This window comes from Sphingomonas sp. R647, assembly GCF_020177055.1.
Classification (GTDB): Bacteria; Pseudomonadota; Alphaproteobacteria; order Sphingomonadales; family Sphingomonadaceae; genus Sphingomonas.
Window position 1 is genome coordinate 399457 of record NZ_JAIQXT010000005.1, and the last position, 18987, is coordinate 418443.

At 63.6% G+C, this 18987-nt stretch carries 19 protein-coding genes and 1 pseudogene; 14 read left to right on the plus strand and 6 right to left on the minus strand.

Features of this window, described 5'->3' with window-relative positions; all coding sequences use genetic code 11:
• Window positions 1-50: 50 nt before the first annotated feature.
• Entirely contained in the window at window positions 51-983 is a 933-nt protein-coding gene (locus K9B35_RS14945) for a hypothetical protein (protein ID WP_224922780.1), read from the minus strand.
• A gap of 830 nt (window positions 984-1813) precedes the next feature.
• Between K9B35_RS14945 and K9B35_RS14950 the strand changes: the two genes are divergently transcribed.
• The 5 genes from K9B35_RS14950 to K9B35_RS14970 all read left to right on the plus strand — a co-directional run bounded on the left by K9B35_RS14950 (window position 1814) and on the right by K9B35_RS14970 (window position 6086).
• A complete protein-coding gene (locus tag K9B35_RS14950; RefSeq protein ID WP_224922781.1) occupies window positions 1814-2413 on the plus strand; it encodes a hypothetical protein in 600 nt (199 codons plus the stop codon).
• 244 nt (window positions 2414-2657) lie between these two features.
• Window positions 2658-3473: a hypothetical protein gene (locus K9B35_RS14955; RefSeq protein WP_224922782.1), complete on the plus strand. Its 816-nt coding sequence runs from the start codon at window positions 2658-2660 to the stop codon at window positions 3471-3473.
• Between the two features lie 88 nt (window positions 3474-3561).
• Window positions 3562-4176, plus strand: a complete 615-nt coding sequence (locus K9B35_RS14960; RefSeq protein ID WP_224922783.1) for a hypothetical protein — start codon at window positions 3562-3564, stop codon at window positions 4174-4176.
• Window positions 4176-5108, plus strand: a complete 933-nt coding sequence (locus K9B35_RS14965) for an AAA family ATPase (RefSeq protein ID WP_224922784.1) — start codon at window positions 4176-4178, stop codon at window positions 5106-5108. The genes K9B35_RS14960 and K9B35_RS14965 overlap by 1 nt, the downstream gene beginning before the upstream one ends.
• A 165-nt stretch (window positions 5109-5273) precedes the next feature.
• Window positions 5274-6086 carry a 3'-5' exonuclease gene (locus K9B35_RS14970; protein WP_224922785.1) on the plus strand — a complete coding sequence of 271 codons (813 nt, stop codon included), beginning with the start codon at window positions 5274-5276 and terminating at the stop codon, window positions 6084-6086.
• A gap of 94 nt (window positions 6087-6180) precedes the next feature.
• Here the strand turns inward: K9B35_RS14970 and K9B35_RS14975 are convergent, their stop codons facing one another.
• Both K9B35_RS14975 and K9B35_RS14980 read right to left on the minus strand, forming a co-directional pair.
• Window positions 6181-7779, minus strand: a complete 1599-nt coding sequence (locus K9B35_RS14975) for a recombinase family protein (RefSeq protein WP_224922786.1) — start codon at window positions 7777-7779, stop codon at window positions 6181-6183.
• A gap of 31 nt (window positions 7780-7810) precedes the next feature.
• A pseudogene (locus K9B35_RS14980) lies at window positions 7811-8452 on the minus strand (magnesium chelatase domain-containing protein); the annotation flags it as partial.
• A 105-nt stretch (window positions 8453-8557) separates the two neighbouring features.
• On the opposite strand from K9B35_RS14980, the gene K9B35_RS14985 reads away from it, so the two are divergent.
• The 7 genes from K9B35_RS14985 to K9B35_RS15015 all read left to right on the plus strand — a co-directional run bounded on the left by K9B35_RS14985 (window position 8558) and on the right by K9B35_RS15015 (window position 12868).
• A complete protein-coding gene (locus tag K9B35_RS14985; protein WP_224922787.1) occupies window positions 8558-8842 on the plus strand; it encodes a hypothetical protein in 285 nt (94 codons plus the stop codon).
• A gap of 87 nt (window positions 8843-8929) precedes the next feature.
• Window positions 8930-9064: a 50S ribosomal protein L34 gene (rpmH, locus tag K9B35_RS14990; RefSeq protein ID WP_224922788.1), complete on the plus strand. Its 135-nt coding sequence runs from the start codon at window positions 8930-8932 to the stop codon at window positions 9062-9064.
• Between the two features lie 89 nt (window positions 9065-9153).
• Window positions 9154-9471, plus strand: coding sequence for a ribonuclease P protein component (rnpA, locus tag K9B35_RS14995; RefSeq protein ID WP_224922789.1), 318 nt, complete (start codon window positions 9154-9156; stop codon window positions 9469-9471).
• On the plus strand, window positions 9468-9680 hold the full coding sequence (gene yidD, locus K9B35_RS15000) for a membrane protein insertion efficiency factor YidD (RefSeq protein ID WP_224922790.1): 213 nt from the start codon (window positions 9468-9470) through the stop codon (window positions 9678-9680). Before rnpA ends, yidD begins: the two co-directional genes overlap by 4 nt.
• Window positions 9681-9701: 21 nt before the next feature.
• Complete coding sequence (yidC, locus tag K9B35_RS15005; protein WP_224922791.1) at window positions 9702-11456, plus strand: membrane protein insertase YidC; 1755 nt, start codon at window positions 9702-9704, stop codon at window positions 11454-11456.
• On the plus strand, window positions 11453-12094 hold the full coding sequence (gene yihA / locus K9B35_RS15010; RefSeq protein ID WP_224922792.1) for a ribosome biogenesis GTP-binding protein YihA/YsxC: 642 nt from the start codon (window positions 11453-11455) through the stop codon (window positions 12092-12094). Before yidC ends, yihA begins: the two co-directional genes overlap by 4 nt.
• Before the next feature lie 150 nt (window positions 12095-12244).
• Window positions 12245-12868, plus strand: coding sequence for a hypothetical protein (locus K9B35_RS15015; RefSeq protein WP_224922793.1), 624 nt, complete (start codon window positions 12245-12247; stop codon window positions 12866-12868).
• A 90-nt stretch (window positions 12869-12958) separates the two neighbouring features.
• On the opposite strand, the gene K9B35_RS15020 is transcribed toward K9B35_RS15015, so the two are convergent.
• A complete protein-coding gene (locus K9B35_RS15020; RefSeq protein ID WP_224922794.1) occupies window positions 12959-14890 on the minus strand; it encodes an alpha/beta hydrolase family protein in 1932 nt (643 codons plus the stop codon).
• 103 nt (window positions 14891-14993) lie between these two features.
• Between K9B35_RS15020 and K9B35_RS15025 the strand changes: the two genes are divergently transcribed.
• Complete coding sequence (locus K9B35_RS15025) at window positions 14994-15659, plus strand: glutathione S-transferase family protein (RefSeq protein WP_224922795.1); 666 nt, start codon at window positions 14994-14996, stop codon at window positions 15657-15659.
• A gap of 41 nt (window positions 15660-15700) precedes the next feature.
• Here the strand turns inward: K9B35_RS15025 and K9B35_RS15030 are convergent, their stop codons facing one another.
• Window positions 15701-16147, minus strand: coding sequence for a cupin domain-containing protein (locus K9B35_RS15030; protein WP_224922796.1), 447 nt, complete (start codon window positions 16145-16147; stop codon window positions 15701-15703).
• 26 nt (window positions 16148-16173) lie between these two features.
• Here K9B35_RS15030 and dapE point away from each other — a divergent pair, with 26 nt between their 5' ends.
• Entirely contained in the window at window positions 16174-17295 is a 1122-nt protein-coding gene (dapE, locus tag K9B35_RS15035) for a succinyl-diaminopimelate desuccinylase (protein ID WP_224922797.1), read from the plus strand.
• 3 nt (window positions 17296-17298) lie between these two features.
• On the opposite strand, the gene K9B35_RS15040 is transcribed toward dapE, so the two are convergent.
• Window positions 17299-18975, minus strand: a complete 1677-nt coding sequence (locus K9B35_RS15040) for a putative bifunctional diguanylate cyclase/phosphodiesterase (protein ID WP_224922798.1) — start codon at window positions 18973-18975, stop codon at window positions 17299-17301.
• Window positions 18976-18987 lie beyond the last annotated feature (12 nt).

Here is an 18987-nt window from a genome sequence, read left to right on the forward strand (position 1 = left end):
ATCCGATTGGATCTCCCCATAGCCACAATCATCTTGACTAACTGGCTGGCTCACTTTCGTTGGAGCGCCGGCCCCTTCAAAGTCTCTGCAGTGGCCGCATCTTCCAAATGATCACGGTCCAACGCTACCAGACGTCGAATGCGGTTGGTACCTGCGGGCCCTGGCAGCCGCACCCCGTCGAAGAGGCCCGCCCGTCCCAGTTGATGTTCGGGGGACGTTTTGATTTCGAACAGCAAGAACAGCCACAGGCGGCGTTCTTCCTCCGTCAATTCTCGCGCCGTTCGGGCGCAATGTTGACCGACGAAGCGTTGCGCCCACACCCCATTCTCTTCATCTTCGGCGCCGACTGCCAGCGTCTCCTCTAGGCTCATGGGTATCGCCAGTGCCCGCATCGATCGATCGTCAGGAAGTTGCAGGTGCAACGCCGCCGCATCCTCGGTCGAACGGACCTCATCCTCCTCGATGCGATAGCCAGTACCGGTCACATCGATGATGTCCCAGATGCCCTGGCTCAATTCTTGGTTGGCTGAGGCGTCTGAATCGGCGCCTGTAACTGTGCTAACCGGCGAGGCATCCGACAAGCCTGTCGTCGAACCGCTGCCTAGGCTCGTGTCGACACGCCGCTCCACGCGGTCAGGGTGCGTCTGCGCAGACGATCCGTCGACCTCCGTCAATTCGGCCTCGTCCCCGTGATCCGGTTCGGGCCACGAAGAACGCGGGAGATTATCTGGAACGTCGGCGAGGGCAGATTGCAAGTCCACATCCTTGATCGCCGCTACGACCCGGGCTAGCCGGTCTCTTGGCATGAAGCGGACGTCTCTGGCGACCACGCCCGAGGCCATCAGGCGATTTACGAAATCGACCATAGCCAGCGGGATATCACGCAATTCATCTGCTGCGCGATGACGGGCGTCAGTCGCGATCTCTCGCAATTCCTGGTCGATCGCGACGTGCTCGACCAAGTGGCGAATGAGCGTATCCATAACCCGCCCATTCGCGTGAATTGCACGCTTTGCGTCTGAAAACACATTTACGGGAGATTTTTTCTCCAGCCACGGGCGAGACGTGGCTCGGACCCCAGTTAGTCCAGGAAGGTCCCGCTCCCCCGCTGCAAGTTCGTCACCGGCCAATTTTGCCTGCGCGCCAACTTTTCGAGCGGACTCGCTAATTATTTGAGATATTCGGTCGAGCTTCGCTTCAGTTCCCAATTCCTCTATCGGATCAGCGAACTTATCGCTCGATGCAAAGAGCGCCTCACCCGCCATTTCCGGCGCGTGCACCATGACCATCGATCCGATTATTTCTTGCGTTTTCCGTGGCCTACCGCGCCCGCTGCGGACTGGCCTTGTCCCTTTACCCATACACGTTCCTCCACCGCGACAACTTCGCCGACGCGGGATCCTGACCACCTCACATAATTGCTTTTTAACCCGCAGCTCAGATACTAGGCAGTCAAGGCACAGCTATCAATGGGCGCTAAAGCCCGACTTTTGTTTTTGTGAGAAGGAAAACGGCACGAGTCAGCCACATTCGACCAGATTCTGTCGTCTGAGCTCGTTTGCCGGTGCCTAAAGGCACCCTGATATGTCAGGCGCAATACCGCAAACGTGACGCAAGCGTTCACGTTTGCTGCGCGGCGTCGTTTTTTACTCCGCGGAGGCCCTCGCTTCGCTCGCCGGGTCGGCGCGTCGCGCCTCGGATCGGATGCTTGGCATCCTCGGTCGTGCCGCCGCGTCTACGACTGCGGCGGCACGTGGGTTCGCTTGGTGCGAACCCTGCGTCATCCTAAAACAGGTATACCAAGGAGGTGGTCGTGGAAACCTTGTTCGACGCATTGAAATATCTAGCCCGTCGCTATCACGGTCGATGGAGCAGGCTTGACGACGCTCTTTTGCGAATTCGCGCCGAGGACGATGGCGGCCGGAGCAAAGAAGGCGAACGCGCGCGACGTACGCTGATCAATGCTTTTCGGGTCCAGGCATATCTTGGGCCGACCCGCGATACGCTCTACGCTGATCGATCAAACGCCATACGCAAGCTCGGGGAGCCGCTTTCGGAAGCTCTCGGTCACATCATTACGATCGAACTGGCCGATCAGATGCTCGAAGCCTTGGAAGAAGCCGAGCGTGCGCGTGGGCAGGAACGCGATGATGCAGAGGCCGTGGAAGGCAGCTCCAGCTCATATGGACCGCTGATTACTGCCCTGCATCGGCATGGCGTTAATCGCGGCAACTATCACGTTCTGCTTGATGTCGAATACGCTGCCATCGCGCGTTACATCCGGCGGAAGGTCGAGCAACGACTAGCTCCTCTACCGCCAATACGTTCGGCATCTGAAATGCGGTCTCCACACGGGCGCCTTCATCCCTTCTGGAACCCATATCGTATGTCTTTCAAGCGCGGTGCCCCCTGATGACGCACGGCGCGACCTTTGAAAATTTAGATTGTAGGTGGCTGAGGAAGGTTTTGGAAAAATCCTTTTATCAACTCGTGTTTGCCGTCAGGCGGCACGCTTTCCGTCAGTGTGTCGATACTATCGGGTGAAACCACCGACCATCTGCCCTGTGATCAGGGGCAAGATGAGAAAGTTGCCGGACAACTTCGGTCAACCTGTTGGCGACACCACCACACCACACAACCAATGATGAGGTAAGTCTATGCGCGCATCCGTGCGCCAGCCATGCCGTGCGCCTAGCACGCAGTCGGTGCTGGCCTATGATATCGAAACCATTGCACCCCAGCAGGAGGACGGTTCGTTTCCACCCTGGCCGCTCCACAGGCCCGTTGCGATCGGTTTCGCCGCGGCAGCGTATCGCGAGGGTAGCTGGTCTTTCGATATTGAGGCGCTTGTCATCAAAGATGGCGCGGACGAAGCAGACCTGATCCGTGCCGCAGACACCCGCATGGCCACCGTTTCGCTGGTGACTGGCTACAATTCTGCTCAGTTCGATGCTCTTGTTCTGCGGCTCGCTGCTCAGCGGTGCCGGGTATGGGACGCTAAGGCGTTGGGCAATCATGCGGGTGCTCATCGCTATAGTGGCGAGCACGCCGATCTGGCAGATCTCTATGCGAGCTATGGCCGCAAGGTCGGGCTGGCTCAGCTCTGCGACGCGGTGGGCATTCCTGTGAAGACTGACGTAGGTGGCGGCGACGTCGGGGGCCTGTGGGAAGCAGGTGAAACCGAGCGCATCCGCCGTTATGTAATGGAGGACGCAGTCGCCACGCTCTGCCTATACTTCGCATGGACGGCCGGACGTGCGGGGGACGAGGCGCTGGTCACCCGGCCTATGGCAGCGCTCGCTCGCCATATCGAATGCTCGCCGGACCTCTCGCATTTGCAAACGTTTATCGACTGCGCACTCATGCGCTGGTGCCGCCCGCGCGCGCTGAAGGCCGATGTTGCCGCCTCGCTCGAACGGGTCACGGCAAGGCTTCGCCGCGAGCAAGAGGAAAGGACATTTAAGATGTCCTGAACACAGCCGTCGCCCTCTCATCAACTCACGCCATGCCGGCCTGGCCATCACCACGATGGCCAGGCCGATTTCATTTCGAAGGCAGAACATGAACACGGATACCGTCATCCTTTCCACCGCCTGGATCAATCAACCTGAACTCGGCGAACGCCCTGCGCGAACGCTGCTAATCGGAACTGCAACGCTGACCGTTTCTAATCGGTTCGGCACGCTTGCCTTTGATCTTGCCGCCCACAGTACGACTGTGACCTGTGATCAAGTCGAAACCATGAAGTGGCTCGCCGACCGCCTGCAGGCGCCACCGGCGCGACTGCTATTGTGGAGAGCGGGCGATATCGTGGTCCCATCGCTCATTGCTGCAGCCGAGACCGCCCGCGACGCTATCTCGGGCGCGCGGCTGCTGCGTCAGTTCGACTTGGCGCTGACCGGCGAGGTGATCGACGTGGCGGATAGCTATGGGGGCAGCAAAGCCACATCTTTCGATGCAATCGCACACCAGGCGGGTCTGTCCTTCGTGCCGATGACACGCGCCGACCTTGCCGAAGCACACCGCACCGGATGCCACGGGGCGATACGCGACCATCTGGCTGCGCGAGCAAAGGCGACTTGGCGACTGTGGCTGAACGGTCTGGACGATGCCACGACGCAGATTGCTGCGACCACGGCTTGGGACAACACGGCAGAGTCGGAGGTGCAGCTGTGATGATTGTCGAGGGCAAGCCCCACATCCGTCCATGCCGATCGATCCCCAGCGACGGAAACGAGAACAACGAGTGGGTCGCCTCGATCCCGCATCTCTATGATTGCCTGACGGTTCCGCTGCCATTGGCCGGCGCATCAGCGCTGCCCCGGCCGCGCGGCGGTAATGAGTCACGGATCGCGGCGATCCTGCGGGCCGAAGCGCCATGGATGGCGACAGCGATCGACCGTATTGCGGACCAGTGCGCACTCAACTTGTGGGCGGGCCGGCCTTGGCTATCGTTGCGGCCGATGTTGCTTACGGGACCGCCAGGTGCCGGCAAAACGCATCTCGCGCAGCGAATCGCAGATCTGTCCGGGTGCGGCAGCGCTCTTTTGTCGCTGGCCGGGGTGAGCAGTAATGCCGAATTGGCTGGCAACCCGCGGGGTTTTCGCCATCAGCAGCCGTGCTTCCCGGCGATGACGATGTTGAAGACCGGTACCGCCAATCCAGTGGTAATCATAGACGAGATCGACAAAGCGGCGGCCGGGAATATGGGCGATCCGGTTTCAACGCTGCTCGGCATGCTGGAGCGATCAACTGCTGCCCGGTTTTTCGACGGCTGCCTTGCGGTCGAGATCGACCTTAGCCACGTCAACTGGATCCTAACGGCCAACCGCATCGATCGGCTCCCCGCCCCGCTGTTGTCCCGCGTGGACGTGGTGGAGGTGGCCGGCCCCGGGCCGGAGCATGCCGAGTTGATCCTGGCCACGCTTTGGCGCGACGTTGCCCGCGATGTCGGACTGCTACCCTCGGCTCTGCCGGGCATCGAGCGCGGGTCGGAAGCGGCGTTGCTGCGATTGTTCCGCAACACCCGTTCAGTCCGCCGGCTGCGTCGAGCGATCGAGACGCTTGTGGCGGTGTCGGCGCGACATATGTCCCGCACGATCAACTGACTTCGGCGGGAAGAATCAGGGATGAGCCCCCTGACGAACGGGAAAAATGCTCGGCCGCGCAGGCCATCACTCAAACGGAAAGAAACCATGGAAATATTAAAGGCCGAGACTATCACTCTGCCCCGCGCTCGACGTTCTTGGGTAGTCCTGGACATCGAATCTGCAGTGCTCGATGATATCGGGCACAAGCGCTATCAGGTCATGGAGCGTTGGGTCCCCAGCGACGACAAGCCAATCCGGCGAGGCTATACGCGCAGTGAGGATCCACTCACGTGTCCCAGATGGGTTTTCCAGACGATCACCACCGCCGCGGTCATGGTGCTTAGCGAAGACGCGCAGGGTGGCATTGACGTTGACCGCTTCGTAACGCTTTCTGCCCCGGAACAAAACGAGCGAGCCGTACTCTCCGGCATCCTGCGGGTCCTCGCAGAGGCGCCGAGCGAAACTGAAATCGTAACGTGGGCGGGTCTCGCTCATGATATTCCGCTGCTCATTAGCGGATGCATGCGTCACGGACTAACCCTGCCTCCAGGTTGGGGCTGGCTCATGCATGGCGGATTCCATAAGCAACGGCACCTCGACCTAGCTCACGCATTCACCGGCGGGATGCGTATGAAGCCTCTGCACTTGTCCGAGGTTCTGGCCGCGATGGACATCCCGGGCAAGTTGTCGTGCCCGCCTTTCGCGGTCACAGGACTTATACTTGCGGGCGAATGGGATAAAGTGAAAAGCGCCTGCGAAATCGACGTGGTTTCGACCGCCTGCCTGCTAGCGCGTTGGCGTGGACTAGTCGATGCCCGCGTCGCGGCGGTTGCGGTGGAGGATCGCATTCTGCGGCGCGTGATCAAGAAGCGTAAGGATCGCGAATACATCGCAGCGCTTGAAGCGCACCGACGAAAGCGCTTTGCGGCTCTCTTCGCAAAAACTGCTAGCGATGCCAGCACGCTGGCGCCGTGGCTTGATCTTGACGCCGCTTAACCCTTGGGCCGGACTTACAACCACCAGGTGGCATGTGGTGGTTATGAGTCCCGACCCTGGGCAACTACGGCAATTTCTATAATCTCTCGAGCGGTTACGGCATAAACTTCGCGATGGTAATCCCCTGCCGATCGCCACCCCAGTCCTCCCAGCCAACATGCATCTCTACGCCGGTCTTCGTGGCTATGACGACAATCAGGTGCTCGGATGAGAAAGACATGCGTTCGACAAGTCCGTGCGCAGCCTCCATCACCAGCGACCTTGCCTCAAACCGGATGCGCTCATCCTCGTCGTTCAGCGTACCACGCAACTTTTGGATGCGGCGTCGATGCTGGGCCGGTGTCGCCGTACCGCGGGCGTCTTTGATGTGTCGCTCGAGTTCCACAATTGATGCGTCGAGTTCGTCGATCTCCTGAGTGATCGCCATCCACCTAGCCTTCACCTCAGGGCGGTTGGTCTCGACGTAAAGTGCAAGCGCCGTTTCGGCACGCTCTCGGTCAGTTTTCCGCTTGCGGATGCGTTCAGCCAGTTGGATCTCGAGCGGGCGGATTATCTCGGGTGACGAGAAGTGGCGGTCCTCCATCGCGTCGTAGAGGATCGCGTCAAGGATGCCGTCCTCCCAAACCGAATAGTTGAAGTGACGACCGTTCTGACAGCCAAGCCCCCGTTGGTACCTGTCGCAGATGAGGTAATCCTCGTTGACGATCGAGCCGTCAGCCCGAACCTTCTTTCCCTTGCCCCTGAAGGTCATCTTCGAGCCGCAGCCGCCGCAGACCGCTAGACCGCCAAATAGATTGACCAAACGTCGTCCGCGCCCACCGACCCGACGGGGGCGACCCGAAATGCTCTTGAGAGTACGCGCGTAGAGGTCCTCATCGATGATACGGGGATAGTAGTCCTGGATGGGGTCGCCAACGGATTGGCGCGGTTCCCCCCGCGCCTTTTGGCCGGGCTGAAACTCGCCGAGAACTGCGGGACCGGTTAGGATCTTCTGAATGTACGACGGATGCCAGCCCGACGCCCTGCCGAAAGTCGGAACGCCGTCGAGGTTAAGACCACGCGCGATACTGTGCTTGCCGAGGCCGGCGCTAGTCTCTTCGAAAATGCGGCGGACGACAGCGACGCGCTCGGGGATCGGGACGAATCGCGCGGGCGTGCCCTCGACCGCAAGCCAAGCTGGTGCTCGGCGCGTCAGTACCTGGGTCTCACCATCTGCCAGTCTACGTCGCTTCGACGCCCATGCCGCCGCCAATCGCGAAGACTTCTTCTCCGACTCCTCGTTTGCGAGCTCAGCCTTGACCACGACCTCGATGATCGAGGCCATGTCCAGATTGTCCTTCGCGTAGCGCCGGTCGCCATCGACGGTCGCCACGACGACGCCGAGGTCAGTGATATCGACGACCCACGAGAACACCTTCTTTGCCTTCTCACGCGACAGTCGATCCAGCTTCTCAGTCAGGAGCACCACCCCATCGGGATAAACACCGGCCTCGACATCAGCCACGAATTTCCCGAGTTCGCCAACGATAGCGTGACGCCCCTTGAACGCCGACACGCCATCGTCCACGAGTTCGGCTACGACGTTCCATCCCTTTCTTGCCGCGAGCGCGCGACACTGTTCGCGCTGCCGCTCTAGGCTGCTGCCCTTCCCCTGCTCGGCCGAGGACCAGCGAATGTAGATAACGGCGTCCATGATCAATCCTGTCCGGTGTAGATCAACATTACATTAGCAGATTATGTCCACCAGCCGCCGCGATCTCGAGCGCGCGTTTGGCCGTCTCCTGCCCCTTCACCTGTTTGAGATCGGGCCCGAACCCCGGCGGGTCGGCCTCCCCCGGCTCCGGCGACCCAAGCAATTGCTGACCCTTCAAATGGTTGAGCAGCGCGATCAGGTCGGGCGCCGCCAGCACCGCGCCGGTCCCGGCCCACGCCGCCTCCGCACCCTGCGCGGCGGGGCAGATCAGCCCCTTCCCCTCCCCCGCCGCATGCAGCGCCGCGAGCAGCACGCCCGGCGACGAGGCAATGCGTCCGTCGAGCGCGAGTTCGCCGACCACGACATAATCCGCCAGCGCCTCGGCATCGGTCACCCCCATCGCAGCGAGCAGCGCCAGCGCGATCGGCAGATCGAAATGCGACCCTTCCTTGGGCAAATCCGCAGGCGACAGGTTGAGGACGATATGTTTCGGCGGCATCGCAAGGCCGATCGCCGCCATCGCCGCGCGCACCCGCTCGCGGCTTTCCGCCACCGCCTTGTCCGGCAGGCCGACGATCATGAATTTGGGGAGGCCGGGGACGAGGTTGCACTGCACCTCGACGCTGCGCGCCTCCAGCCCCAGATACGCCACCGTTGAGACGCTCGCGACCATGAATCCCCCCGAATAATCCAGTCGTTGTAACGGGTTTTCGACGGCAGGGAACGGTTCGTCGTGCCTGCGTCTTGCATCTGCAACACACAACCCCACCTCGACGAGATGCGCAGCACTCCGCATCCCTTTGTGCGAATCGCCCTGCTGGTGACCGGATGGACGCTGTTCCTCGTTGTCGCCCCGCTGGTCTCGCCCTTGCCCGGTCCGGCGGGGACAGTCGTCGCGGCGTTCGGGTTGATCCTGATCCTGCGCAATTCGCGTTGGGCGCGGATCCGATTCGTGCGGCTCAAGGCCCGCTGGCCGCGAGTCGGCGCGTTCATCGACCGGATTCTGGTCCGTGGAAGCGCCAAACGTCGCCGTGCGGTGGCAAAAAGGCTCGCCGCGAATTGACTTCGCACTCCGCTTTGGCTAACGGCCCCGTTCACACGGTCGCCCCTGCGGCGACCTTTTCAGTTTCTAGAATTCAGGGAATGAGCGATGAAGCGGACCTTTCAGCCGAGCAATCTGGTGCGAGCGCGCCGGCACGGCTTCCGGTCGCGCATGGCGACTCCGGGCGGCCGCAAGGTGATTCGCGCCCGTCGCGCCCGCGGCCGCAACAAGCTGAGCGCATAAGCCTGACGCCAGCATCGCTGGCGCCACACCAGCCCGTTTCCTCAACCGGGGAAGCGGGCTGTTCTTGTTCGCCCATTCCGCTCGCGCGGATGACGCAGCGCAAGGACTATCTCGCCGCCAATGCCGGCAAGCGCGTGCCGATGCCCGGCTTTGTCCTGATCGTCCGGCAACGCGGCGATGACGATACGACGATGCGAATCGGCATCACCGTGTCGAAGAAGGTCGGCAACGCCGTCACCCGCAACCGCATGAAGCGCCGCTTTCGCGCGCTGGTCCGCGAAGTCCTTCCGGTCGACGGCGTCGCGGGCGCCGACCATGTCCTGATCGGCCGCGCGAGCGGGATCGAACGGGACTATGCCGCGCTCAAGGCGGAACTGGCCAAGGCGCTGGCGAAGGTGAAACGGTGATCGCGCGGCTGATGATCCTGGTCGCGCGCGCATGGCAGATCGGGCCGTCGCGGATCCTGCCGTCCAGCTGCCGTTACGCGCCAAGCTGTTCGGCCTATGCAATCGAGGCGCTCTCCCGCTATGGGGCGCTCAAGGGCGGATGGCTTGCGCTGCGGCGCATCCTTCGCTGCCATCCATGGGGTGGGCACGGCTATGATCCCGTGCCCTGATTTCCTGAACCGGGGAATGACGTGAAAGACGACCAGAAGAATTTCCTGCTGTTCGCAGTGATTGCCGGCCTGTTGCTGTTCGCATGGCCCGCGATCACCAGCTGGCTGTTCCCGACCCCACCCGCCACGACGGTGACCAAGGCAGCGGACGGCACGCCCAAGGTCGTCCCCAATCCGGGCGCGAACCCCACCGCCGACACGCCACAGGCGATCCGCGACCGCGACAGCGTCCTGCGCGAGAGCCCGCGCATCGCGATCGAAACGCCGACGGTACGCGGCACGCTCAACCTCAAGGGCGCGCGCATCGACGATCTGGTGCTGGTCAAGCACAAGGAGACGATCGCCAAGGACAGCCCGCCGATCCGCCTGCTCTCGCCGAGCGGCACGCGCGACGCCTATTTCGCCGGTTTCGGCTGGTCGGGTCAGGGCATCAACGCTCCCGGCCCCGACACCGTTTGGACGGCAAGCGGGTCGAAGCTGACCCCCACCACCCCGGTCACGCTCACCGCGACCAGCGGTACGCAGCGTTTCGCGATCGAGCTGTCGGTCGATGACGGCTATATGTTCACTGTCCGTCAGAAGGTCGCGAACCTGGGGCAAAAGGCGATTGCGGCGGCCGGCTATGGCTATCTGTATCGCTATGGCGCGGGCAAGGACCTCGACACCTGGACCATCCATGCCGGCCCGGTCGCATCCTATGGCGGCGCGGTCGATTACGGCGTCAACTATTCGACGGTGACGGAAGAAGGCGCAAAGCGCTTCGATTCCAAGGGCGGCTGGATCGGCTATACCGACATCTACTGGCTGACCGCGCTCGTGCCCGATCAGGGCATGCCGGTGGGTCTGAGCTTCCGCCCCGCCGCCAATGGCGCAACGCAGGCGCAGTTTGAGCCGACCGCGGCCCGCCAGGTCGCCCCGGGCCAGGTGATGACGCAGACGACGCGCTTCTTCGCCGGCGCGAAGGACGTGAACCTGCTCGACCAATATGAGGAAGAGGGCGGCATCCGCCAGTTCGGCAAGTCGATCGACTGGGGCTGGTTCGAAATCTTCGAAAAGCCGATCTTCCACTATCTCCACTGGCTGTTCCGCATGGTCGGCAATTTCGGTCTGGCGATCATCCTGCTGACCGTGACCGTCCGCCTGCTGCTGTTCCCGATCGCGCAGAAGCAGTTCGCGTCGATGGCGGCGATCCGCGCGCTCCAGCCCAAGATGAAGGCGCTGCAGGATCGCTACAAGGACGACAAACCGCGCCAGCAGCAGGAGATCATGAAGCTGTACAAGGATGAGAAGGTAAACCCGCTCGCGGGCTGCCTGCCGACCCTGCTGCAGATTCCGATCCTCTACGCGCTGTACAAGGTGCTGATGCTGTCGATCGAAATGCGGCACCAGCCGCTGGTGCTGTGGGTCAAGGATCTGTCCGCGCCTGACCCTGCGAACCTCGTCAATCTGGTCCATTATCTGACCGGGATCCAGCTGCCGATGTTCCTGGCGCTGGGCGTGTTCCCGATCCTGCTCGGCGTATCGATGTGGGCGCAGTTCAAGCTGAACCCGGCGCCGACCGACGAAGTCCAGAAGCAGATGTTCGCGATCATGCCATGGATCCTGATGTTCGTGATGGCGCCGTTCGCGGCGGGTCTCCAGCTCTACTGGATCACCTCGAACCTGCTCACCATCGCGCAGCAGAAGTTCCTGTACATGCGCCACCCGGCGCTCAAGGAACCGATGCCCGCGACTGGCGCGGTGATCGACGCCAAGCCCGGCAAGGGGAAGAAGTGACCGAATTCGACCCCGAGCTGATCGAGAGCGCGCGCAAGACCTTTGCCGGTCCGGTCGCGTTCCTGAAGTCCGCGCCCGCGCTCAACTTCCTGCCCGATGCGACGCTGCCGGAAGTGGCGTTTGCGGGGCGGTCGAATGTCGGCAAATCCTCGCTGCTCAACGCGCTCACCGGGCGCAACGGGCTGGCGCGCACGTCAAACACGCCGGGGCGGACGCAGGAGCTGAACTTCTTCGACGTCGGCGATCCGGTGAAGTTCCGGCTGGTCGACATGCCCGGCTACGGCTTTGCCAAGGCGCCCAAGGATGTCGTCAAGAAATGGCGCTTCCTCGTGAACGACTATCTGCGCGGGCGTGATGTGTTGAAGCGCGTGCTGGTGCTGATCGACAGCCGCCACGGCATCAAGGAGGTCGATCGCGACATCCTCGACATGCTCGACGCGGCGGCGGTCAGCTATCGCATCGTCATGACCAAGGGCGACAAGATCAAGCCCGCCGAACTCGCCGAAGTGACCCAGCGCACGATCGACGAAGCCCGCAAGCGCCCCGCCGCGCATCCCGACATTCTCGCGACATCGAGCGAGAAGGCCGACGGCATCGCGGAACTGCGTGCTGCGGTGATCGAGGCGGTCAGCATCTGACGATCAATTCCCGTCACGGGGAAGAACATAGTCGTTACTGCGCAAGATAATGTCCCGAAAAAGCCGCTTACTGTCAGGAATTTAGCTGACAATATCCGCCCCGTCGTCTCAGCAGAGGCGAATCGAACTGGGGGTTTCATGCTAAAGACTATGACGGCCGCAACCGCGGCTGCGCTCGTGCTCGCGTCCACTCCGGCGCTGGCCAAGGAAAAGGTCGACAAGGATCAGGCGAAGGTCGCCGCGTCGATCGCAAAGATCAGCGCTGAAGGCACGGTCAGCCCGGTCGCGCTGACCTGGCCGACCGGCGTCACGTCGGGCACGCCGACGGTCGACGCGAGCGCGGTGCTGCCGAGCAACACCGAAATCGTGATCAAGATGAATTCGGAACTCAGCTCCAAGAAGGCACGCCCCGGCGACATCTTCGTCGCTTCGGTCTCGCAGGACGTGATGCTGGGCAACATGGTGGTCATCCCGCGCGGCACCGCCGCCAATGGCGTCGTCACCTATCGCACCGGCAAGGGTTCGTTCGGCAAGAGCGCGAAGATGAACTACGAAATCCGCAGCGTCGAACTCAACGGCCAGCGCATCCCGGTGTCGGGTCAGTTCCGTCAGGAAGGCAGCGGCAACACCGGCGCGACCGTCGGCGCCGTCGCCGCAGCCGGCCTGATCGGCGGCTTGTTCGTCACCGGCCGCAGCGCCGTGGTCGAGGCCGGGCGTGAGCTGAAGGTTCACACGACGGCCGTGGTTCCGGTGTCGGTGCCCGCAGCCAACTAATCAGCGGATCCGGATCAAAAAAACAGGACGACGCCCGGGCACTCCCGGGCGTCGTTTTTTGTGTGCGCTACCGCCGCCGATTGACCGCCGTCACGCCGGGTTGTGCTTCGCCAGAAACGCCTCCAGCGCCTTGAGGAATTCGACGCGGTCTTCCTGCCGGGTGAAGTGATGGTCGGCCAGGGGCTGGACGATATAGGTCACGTCCTTACCCGCGCTTTTGAGCTTTTGCGCCATCACCCGCGACTGGATGATCGGCACGACGCGATCCTCCTCACCATGCATGAGCAGCACCGGGATGCTGAACGCAGCGGGGAAGTTGACCGGCGACACATCCTTCAGATCGGGAGCCTGCGCGCGCAGCCAGTCGCCCCGCGCTTCGGCAAAGAGGAAACCGCGCTGATGCCGCAGCATCCGGTTGAGATCCGAGACCCCGGCATAAGACACCGCGCAGCGATATTTGTCGCCGTCACGCTGCGCCGCGCGGAGCGCCGCATAGCCGCCATAGGATGCGCCGACCATGCACACCCGCTTGGGATCGGCGATGCCCTGATCCGCCAGCGCCTTGATCGCGTCGTCCAGATCGTCCTGCATCGCCAGGCCCCATTGTCCCTCGCCCTTGTCCTGGAACTTGGTGCCGTAGCCCGTCGAGCCGCGATAATTGGGCTGGACCACCGCATAGCCGCGATCGGCGAGAAACTGCGCCCACCAGTCCCACACTTCGCTGTCGCGCACACTGGGGCCGCCATGCGGCATTACGATCAGCGGCAGCTTGCCCGTCTTGCCGCGCGGCAGCGTCAACACGGCGGCGATCTCCAGCCCGTCCCGCGCCTTGTAGCGAATCGTCCTTACCGGGTGCATCCGCTTGAGCCCGATCGTGCGGTTGTCGAAGGCAAGTGGGCTCAGCACGCGGGTGTCGTTGCGAAAAACCAGCCACGCGCCGGGCGAGTCCGCTCCGCCGACATTGACGACTGCTGCCTGCCCATCGCGGCTCAACGAGCTGATCTCCACCTGCCCGCCCTTGACCTGCCCAGCGATCGCGGTGTGCATCGCCGCCATCTCCGGGTCGATCCAGCGGATCATCGGGCGATTTTCTTCGACATAAACGCCGGCGAAGCCGTCGCCGTTTATATTCGCGATGACCCCGCCAACGTCATAGCCGGGTGTCGCGAACAGCTGTTTTCCTCGCTGAAGCGTCGCGAGGTCGTATTCATAGAGCGCGGAATAGCCCTGCTCGTCATCCTCGATCACCAGCGCCTTGTTCTTGTCGCGCAGGAACAGCGACGGGACGGTCAGCCGGTCCTTGCCCCGCTTCGCCCGATCGACGGTGCGGACGGGCGCATCGGCACTCTCGCGATAGAGCAGGCGGCTCGACCGCCCGTCGAGGCTCGATCCGATGCCCATACGAATGACCCCGTCGCGGTCGGCATACCAGTCGAGCACACCTTCGCGCGGCCCCTGGACCAGACGGCGTTTGCCGGTGGCCAGATCGACTTCCTCAACCTTGGACCAGAAGCCGGGGCGGTCGATATAGATTGATGTCTGGTAAGCGAGCATCACGCGCGCCGAGCCGTCGCGGGCCGCCCACACGATGTCGTCGCCGCGTTGCGCCGCATCCTTGTCCGCGATGGGCACCATCTGGCCGGTCGATGTCTGGATTCCGATCGCGCGCCTTACGTAGAAGTTGGTGCCCTCGACATTCTGCTCGCGTCCGACCCCGACCACGATCCAGTCGTCATTGACCCAGCGCCACCAGTTGAGATCGACCTTGCCGGGATGGATATAGGTCGGCGCAACCCCGCCATCGACCGCGATCACGGCGAGGAACATCTGTCCATCGCGTGCCAGCCGCGCAACGATCCGCTTGCCGTTCGGCGAAATGCGCGGACGTTCGATCTGCGGGAGTTCCGCAAATACCTCGAGCGGGAGCGGCGGGCGCGCGGTTGTCGATGCGGGTGCGGACACCTGGGCCACCGCCACTGGAGCTGCAACAAGCGCCAGCACCGCCATGAAAAGACGCGACATTATTCCCCCTACTCCGTTTCCACGCAAAATGTCCGGGCAGCGCGCGGCACGCAAGCGATTCGGCGCGGTTGCCCCATCCCCGCCCCGCCGCTATCCCCGCGCGATGCTCAAGCTCTTTATCGGCAACAAGGCCTATTCCTCCTGGTCGCTGCGCGGCTGGCTCGCGTGCAAGCTCTCCGGGCTTCCGTTCGAGGAAGTGGTGGTCCCGCTCTACGATCAGGACTGGGACCAGCGCCGCGAGGGCGACGAATTCGCGCCGTCGTCGGGCAAGGTGCCGATCCTGTGGGACGGCGACGCGGTGGTGTGGGACAGCCTCGCCATCGTCGAATATCTCAACGAGAAATCGGGCGGCGACAAATTCTGGCCGACCGACCCCGCTGCGCGCGCGATGGCGCGGTCGATGGCGGCGGAAATGCACTCGGGCTATGCCGCGCTGCGCCGCAAGCACAGCATGAACATCCGTCAGGTCTACCCGCCCAGGACCCCCGACGAAGACGTGATGCACGACATCCAGCGGATCATGGAGCTATGGGCCCAGGCCCGCGCGCGCTACGGCAGCGACGGCGAATTCCTGTTCGGCCAGTTCGGCGCGGTGGACGTGATGTTCGCGCCGGTCGTCACCCGCTTCGTCACCTACTCCCTTCCCGTCGCCCGCTTTGCGCCAGCCTATATGAACGCGGTGCTCCAGCATCCCTTCATGCAGGACTGGATCGCGGGCGCGCAGGAAGAGGAATGGGTGATCGAGCAGTTCGAGCAGGAAGCGGTTTGATCTTCTAAGCCCCACCCCTAAAGGGGAGGGGCTAGAGTCGTCTAAAACCCGCTGCCATCCTTCCGCCTGAACCCGCCGCCGTTCGCGAGATGCATGTCGATGTCGGGATAATGGCAGTCGCTCGCGGCAGCGCAGCCGATCGCGACGAACACGCAGTCGGCGTCGCTGCGGTTCTGAAGGACATGGCCATTGCCGTCGCCCTTGGGAAAGGCAGCGACGTCGCCGGCGCGCAGGACATGCTCGCCCGCATCATCGACCAGCACCGCTTCGCCCGCGATCATCACCACCAGTTCATCCTCACCTTCATGCCAGTGGCGGTGCGCCGACCAAGCGCCGGGCTTGAGCGTGACATGGCTCGCACCGAAATCGGTGAGGCCCGATGCGGGGGCAAGGCGGCGGTACCAGCGGCCCTGCACCACATCGGCATATTCGGCGGGATAGCCGGTCGCGTTGGTCTGCGGGATTGTGTCGAGGTCGAGCTTGGGCAAAGGAGCCTCCCAGTGAAGGAGCGAATATGCCCGATGTCGTCGACCTGACCAAGGCGCTGATCGCCGCGCCCAGCATCACCCCGGCGCGGGGCACGGTGTTCGATGTGCTGGAGGCGGCGCTGATCCCGCTCGGCTTCGACGTCGAGCGGTTCGTGGCGGGTGAGGCACCCGACGGCCCGGTCGAAAACCTGCTCGCGGTGCGTAGCGCAGGGCTGGGGCCGCATTTCGCCTTTGCCGGGCATCTCGACGTGGTCCCGCCGGGCGAGGGCTGGGCCAGCGGCGCGTTCGAGCCGGAGATCCGCGGCGACCTGCTTTATGGCCGGGGCGCAGTGGACATGAAGGGCGCGATCGCGGCGTTCGTGGCGGCACTCGCCCCCCTGCCCGCTTCCGGCACCGTCAGCCTGATCATCACAGGGGACGAGGAAGGGCCGGCGACCTATGGCACGCTCGCGATCATGGAACGAATGGCGGCACGCGGGCTGACCCCGGACCTGTGCCTGGTGGGTGAGCCGACCTCGGCGCATCGGTTGGGCGACACGATCAAGATCGGGCGGCGCGGATCGACCGTCATCGATATCGAGGTGCCGGGGCGGCAGGGCCATGTCGCCTACCCGCACCTTGCCGACAATCCCGTGCCGCGCCTCGTCCGCGCGCTGGCGGAGATCGACGCAATCGTGCTCGACCAAGGCACGGACTGGTTCCAGCCGTCGAATATCGAGGTGATCGACCTTGAGGTCGGCAATCCCGCGACCAACGTCATCCCCGGCCGGGCCAAGGCGCGCATCTCGATCCGCTTCAACGACCAGCATCGCGGGACCGACCTGATCGCGCGGGTGCAGGACATCGTCCACACGCACGCCCCCGCCGGAATCGTGCGCGGCCGCGTCTATGGCGAGGCGTTCCTGACGGAGCCGGGCGCCCTGTCCACGCTCGTCGCCGATGCGATCCGCTCAGAGAACGAGGTCGAGGCGGAACTGTCCACCAGCGGCGGCACGTCCGACGCGCGCTTCCTGTCGCGCATCTGCCCGGTGGTCGAATTCGGCCTGCTCAACGCGACGATGCACAAGCTGGACGAGGCCGTCGCGCTGGACGATCTGCACGCGCTGACGCGGATTTACGCGGGCGTGCTGGGCCGGGTGTTCGGGTAGGGCTTACGCCCGCAGCGCCAATCGCGGCGCGGCGCTCGCCCATTCGAGGAACGCGGCCTCCGGCATCGGCTTGGCGATGACATAGCCCTGGAGGATGTCGCAGCCGATCACGCGCAGCACTTCCAGCTGCGCCTCGGTCTCGATCCCTTCGGCCACCACTTCGCAACCGATGCCGTGGATCAGACCGATCACCGCATGCGCGATGGTCCGCGCCTCGGCATTGGTCGCGACATTCTCGACCAGGCTGCGGTCGAGCTTCACCCGGTCGAGCGGCAGGTCACGCAGGCGCGCAAGGTTGGAATAGCCGGTGCCGAAATCATCGACCGCCACCGTCGCGCCGTCGCTACGCAGCGCGGCGATCGCATCAATCACCTCGCGCGAGCAGTGCATCGCCAGCGTCTCGGTAATCTCCAGCTCCAGCAACCGCGCTGGCGCACCGGCGGTCTGCATCGCTTCGCGCAGACGGCGGAAGAAGGCGGCATGGTCGAGCTGGCGCGGGCTGATATTCACCGCCATCCGCTGCTCGATCCCCATCTCGCCCCAGCGCGCGATCGTCGCGGCGACATGTTCGACCACCCAGTCGCCGATCTCGACGATCAGGCCGGTCTCTTCGGCCCGTCCGATGAAGCTGCCGGGCAGGCATAGCCCGCGCGTCGGATGCTGCCAGCGCAGCAGCGCTTCGGCGGCGACGATGCGGCCGTCGCCCGCGCTGATCTGCGGCTGATAGACCAAAGTGAACTGGTTGCGCTCGACCGCCATGCGCAAATCGCTTTCGAGCAGTGCGCGTTCGGCGATCTCGTTGGCGAGCTGGTCGGTGAAATGTTCGGCGCGGCCCCGGCCCCTCGCCTTGGCGTGGTACATCGCCGCATCGGCAGCGCGCATCAGGTCGGTCAGCGACGAGCCATGCTCGGGCCGGATCGCGATGCCGACCGATGCGCCGATCGACACTTCCTGATCGGCCAGATCGAACGGCTCGGACAGCGCGAACAGGATGCCACGCCCGACGCGGTCGGCGTCGCGGACATGGCCCAGCTCGGGGAAATAGATCGTGAATTCGTCACCCGACAGGCGCCCGATCAGCGGCTGGCGCGCATCGCCCTCAATCGCGAAGCGGTCGGCGACGGCGCGCAGCCGGTTGGCGACCATGCTGAGCAGTTGATCGCCGACGGCATGGCCCAGCGTATCGTTGACCGCCTTGAACCGGTCGAGATCGATGAAGAACAGCGCCGCCATCGCGTCCGGCGGCAGCTCGGCCAGCATCCGCTCGCAACTGCGGCGGAAATGGGTGCGGTTGGGCAGGCCGGTGACCGGATCGAACAGCGCCAGCCGCTGAACGCTCTCGAGATTGGTGTGGAGCTGGCGGAACAGGCCGTCCATCGCATGGGCGAGCGGTGGAACGAACTGCTCGACCTCACGCGGGATTTCGCTCTGCAGATCGCCATTGGCAGCTTGGGTCAGGCGCTCGATCGCGGCGTCGATCGCCTCGGCGGTCGAGGCGATGGTACGCTCGGCATAGGCCCAGCACATCGCGGCACAAATGATCGCGGCGATCAGCGCGCGGCTCGCGCTCGCGACATCGAACGGCCCGCGCGTGGTCGCGGCGAGCGCAAGGATGAAGACGAACGCCCCCGCGCACAACGCGAACGCAATCGCGCGGCTTTTGAGCGAAAATCCGTCCATTGCGATTGCGCG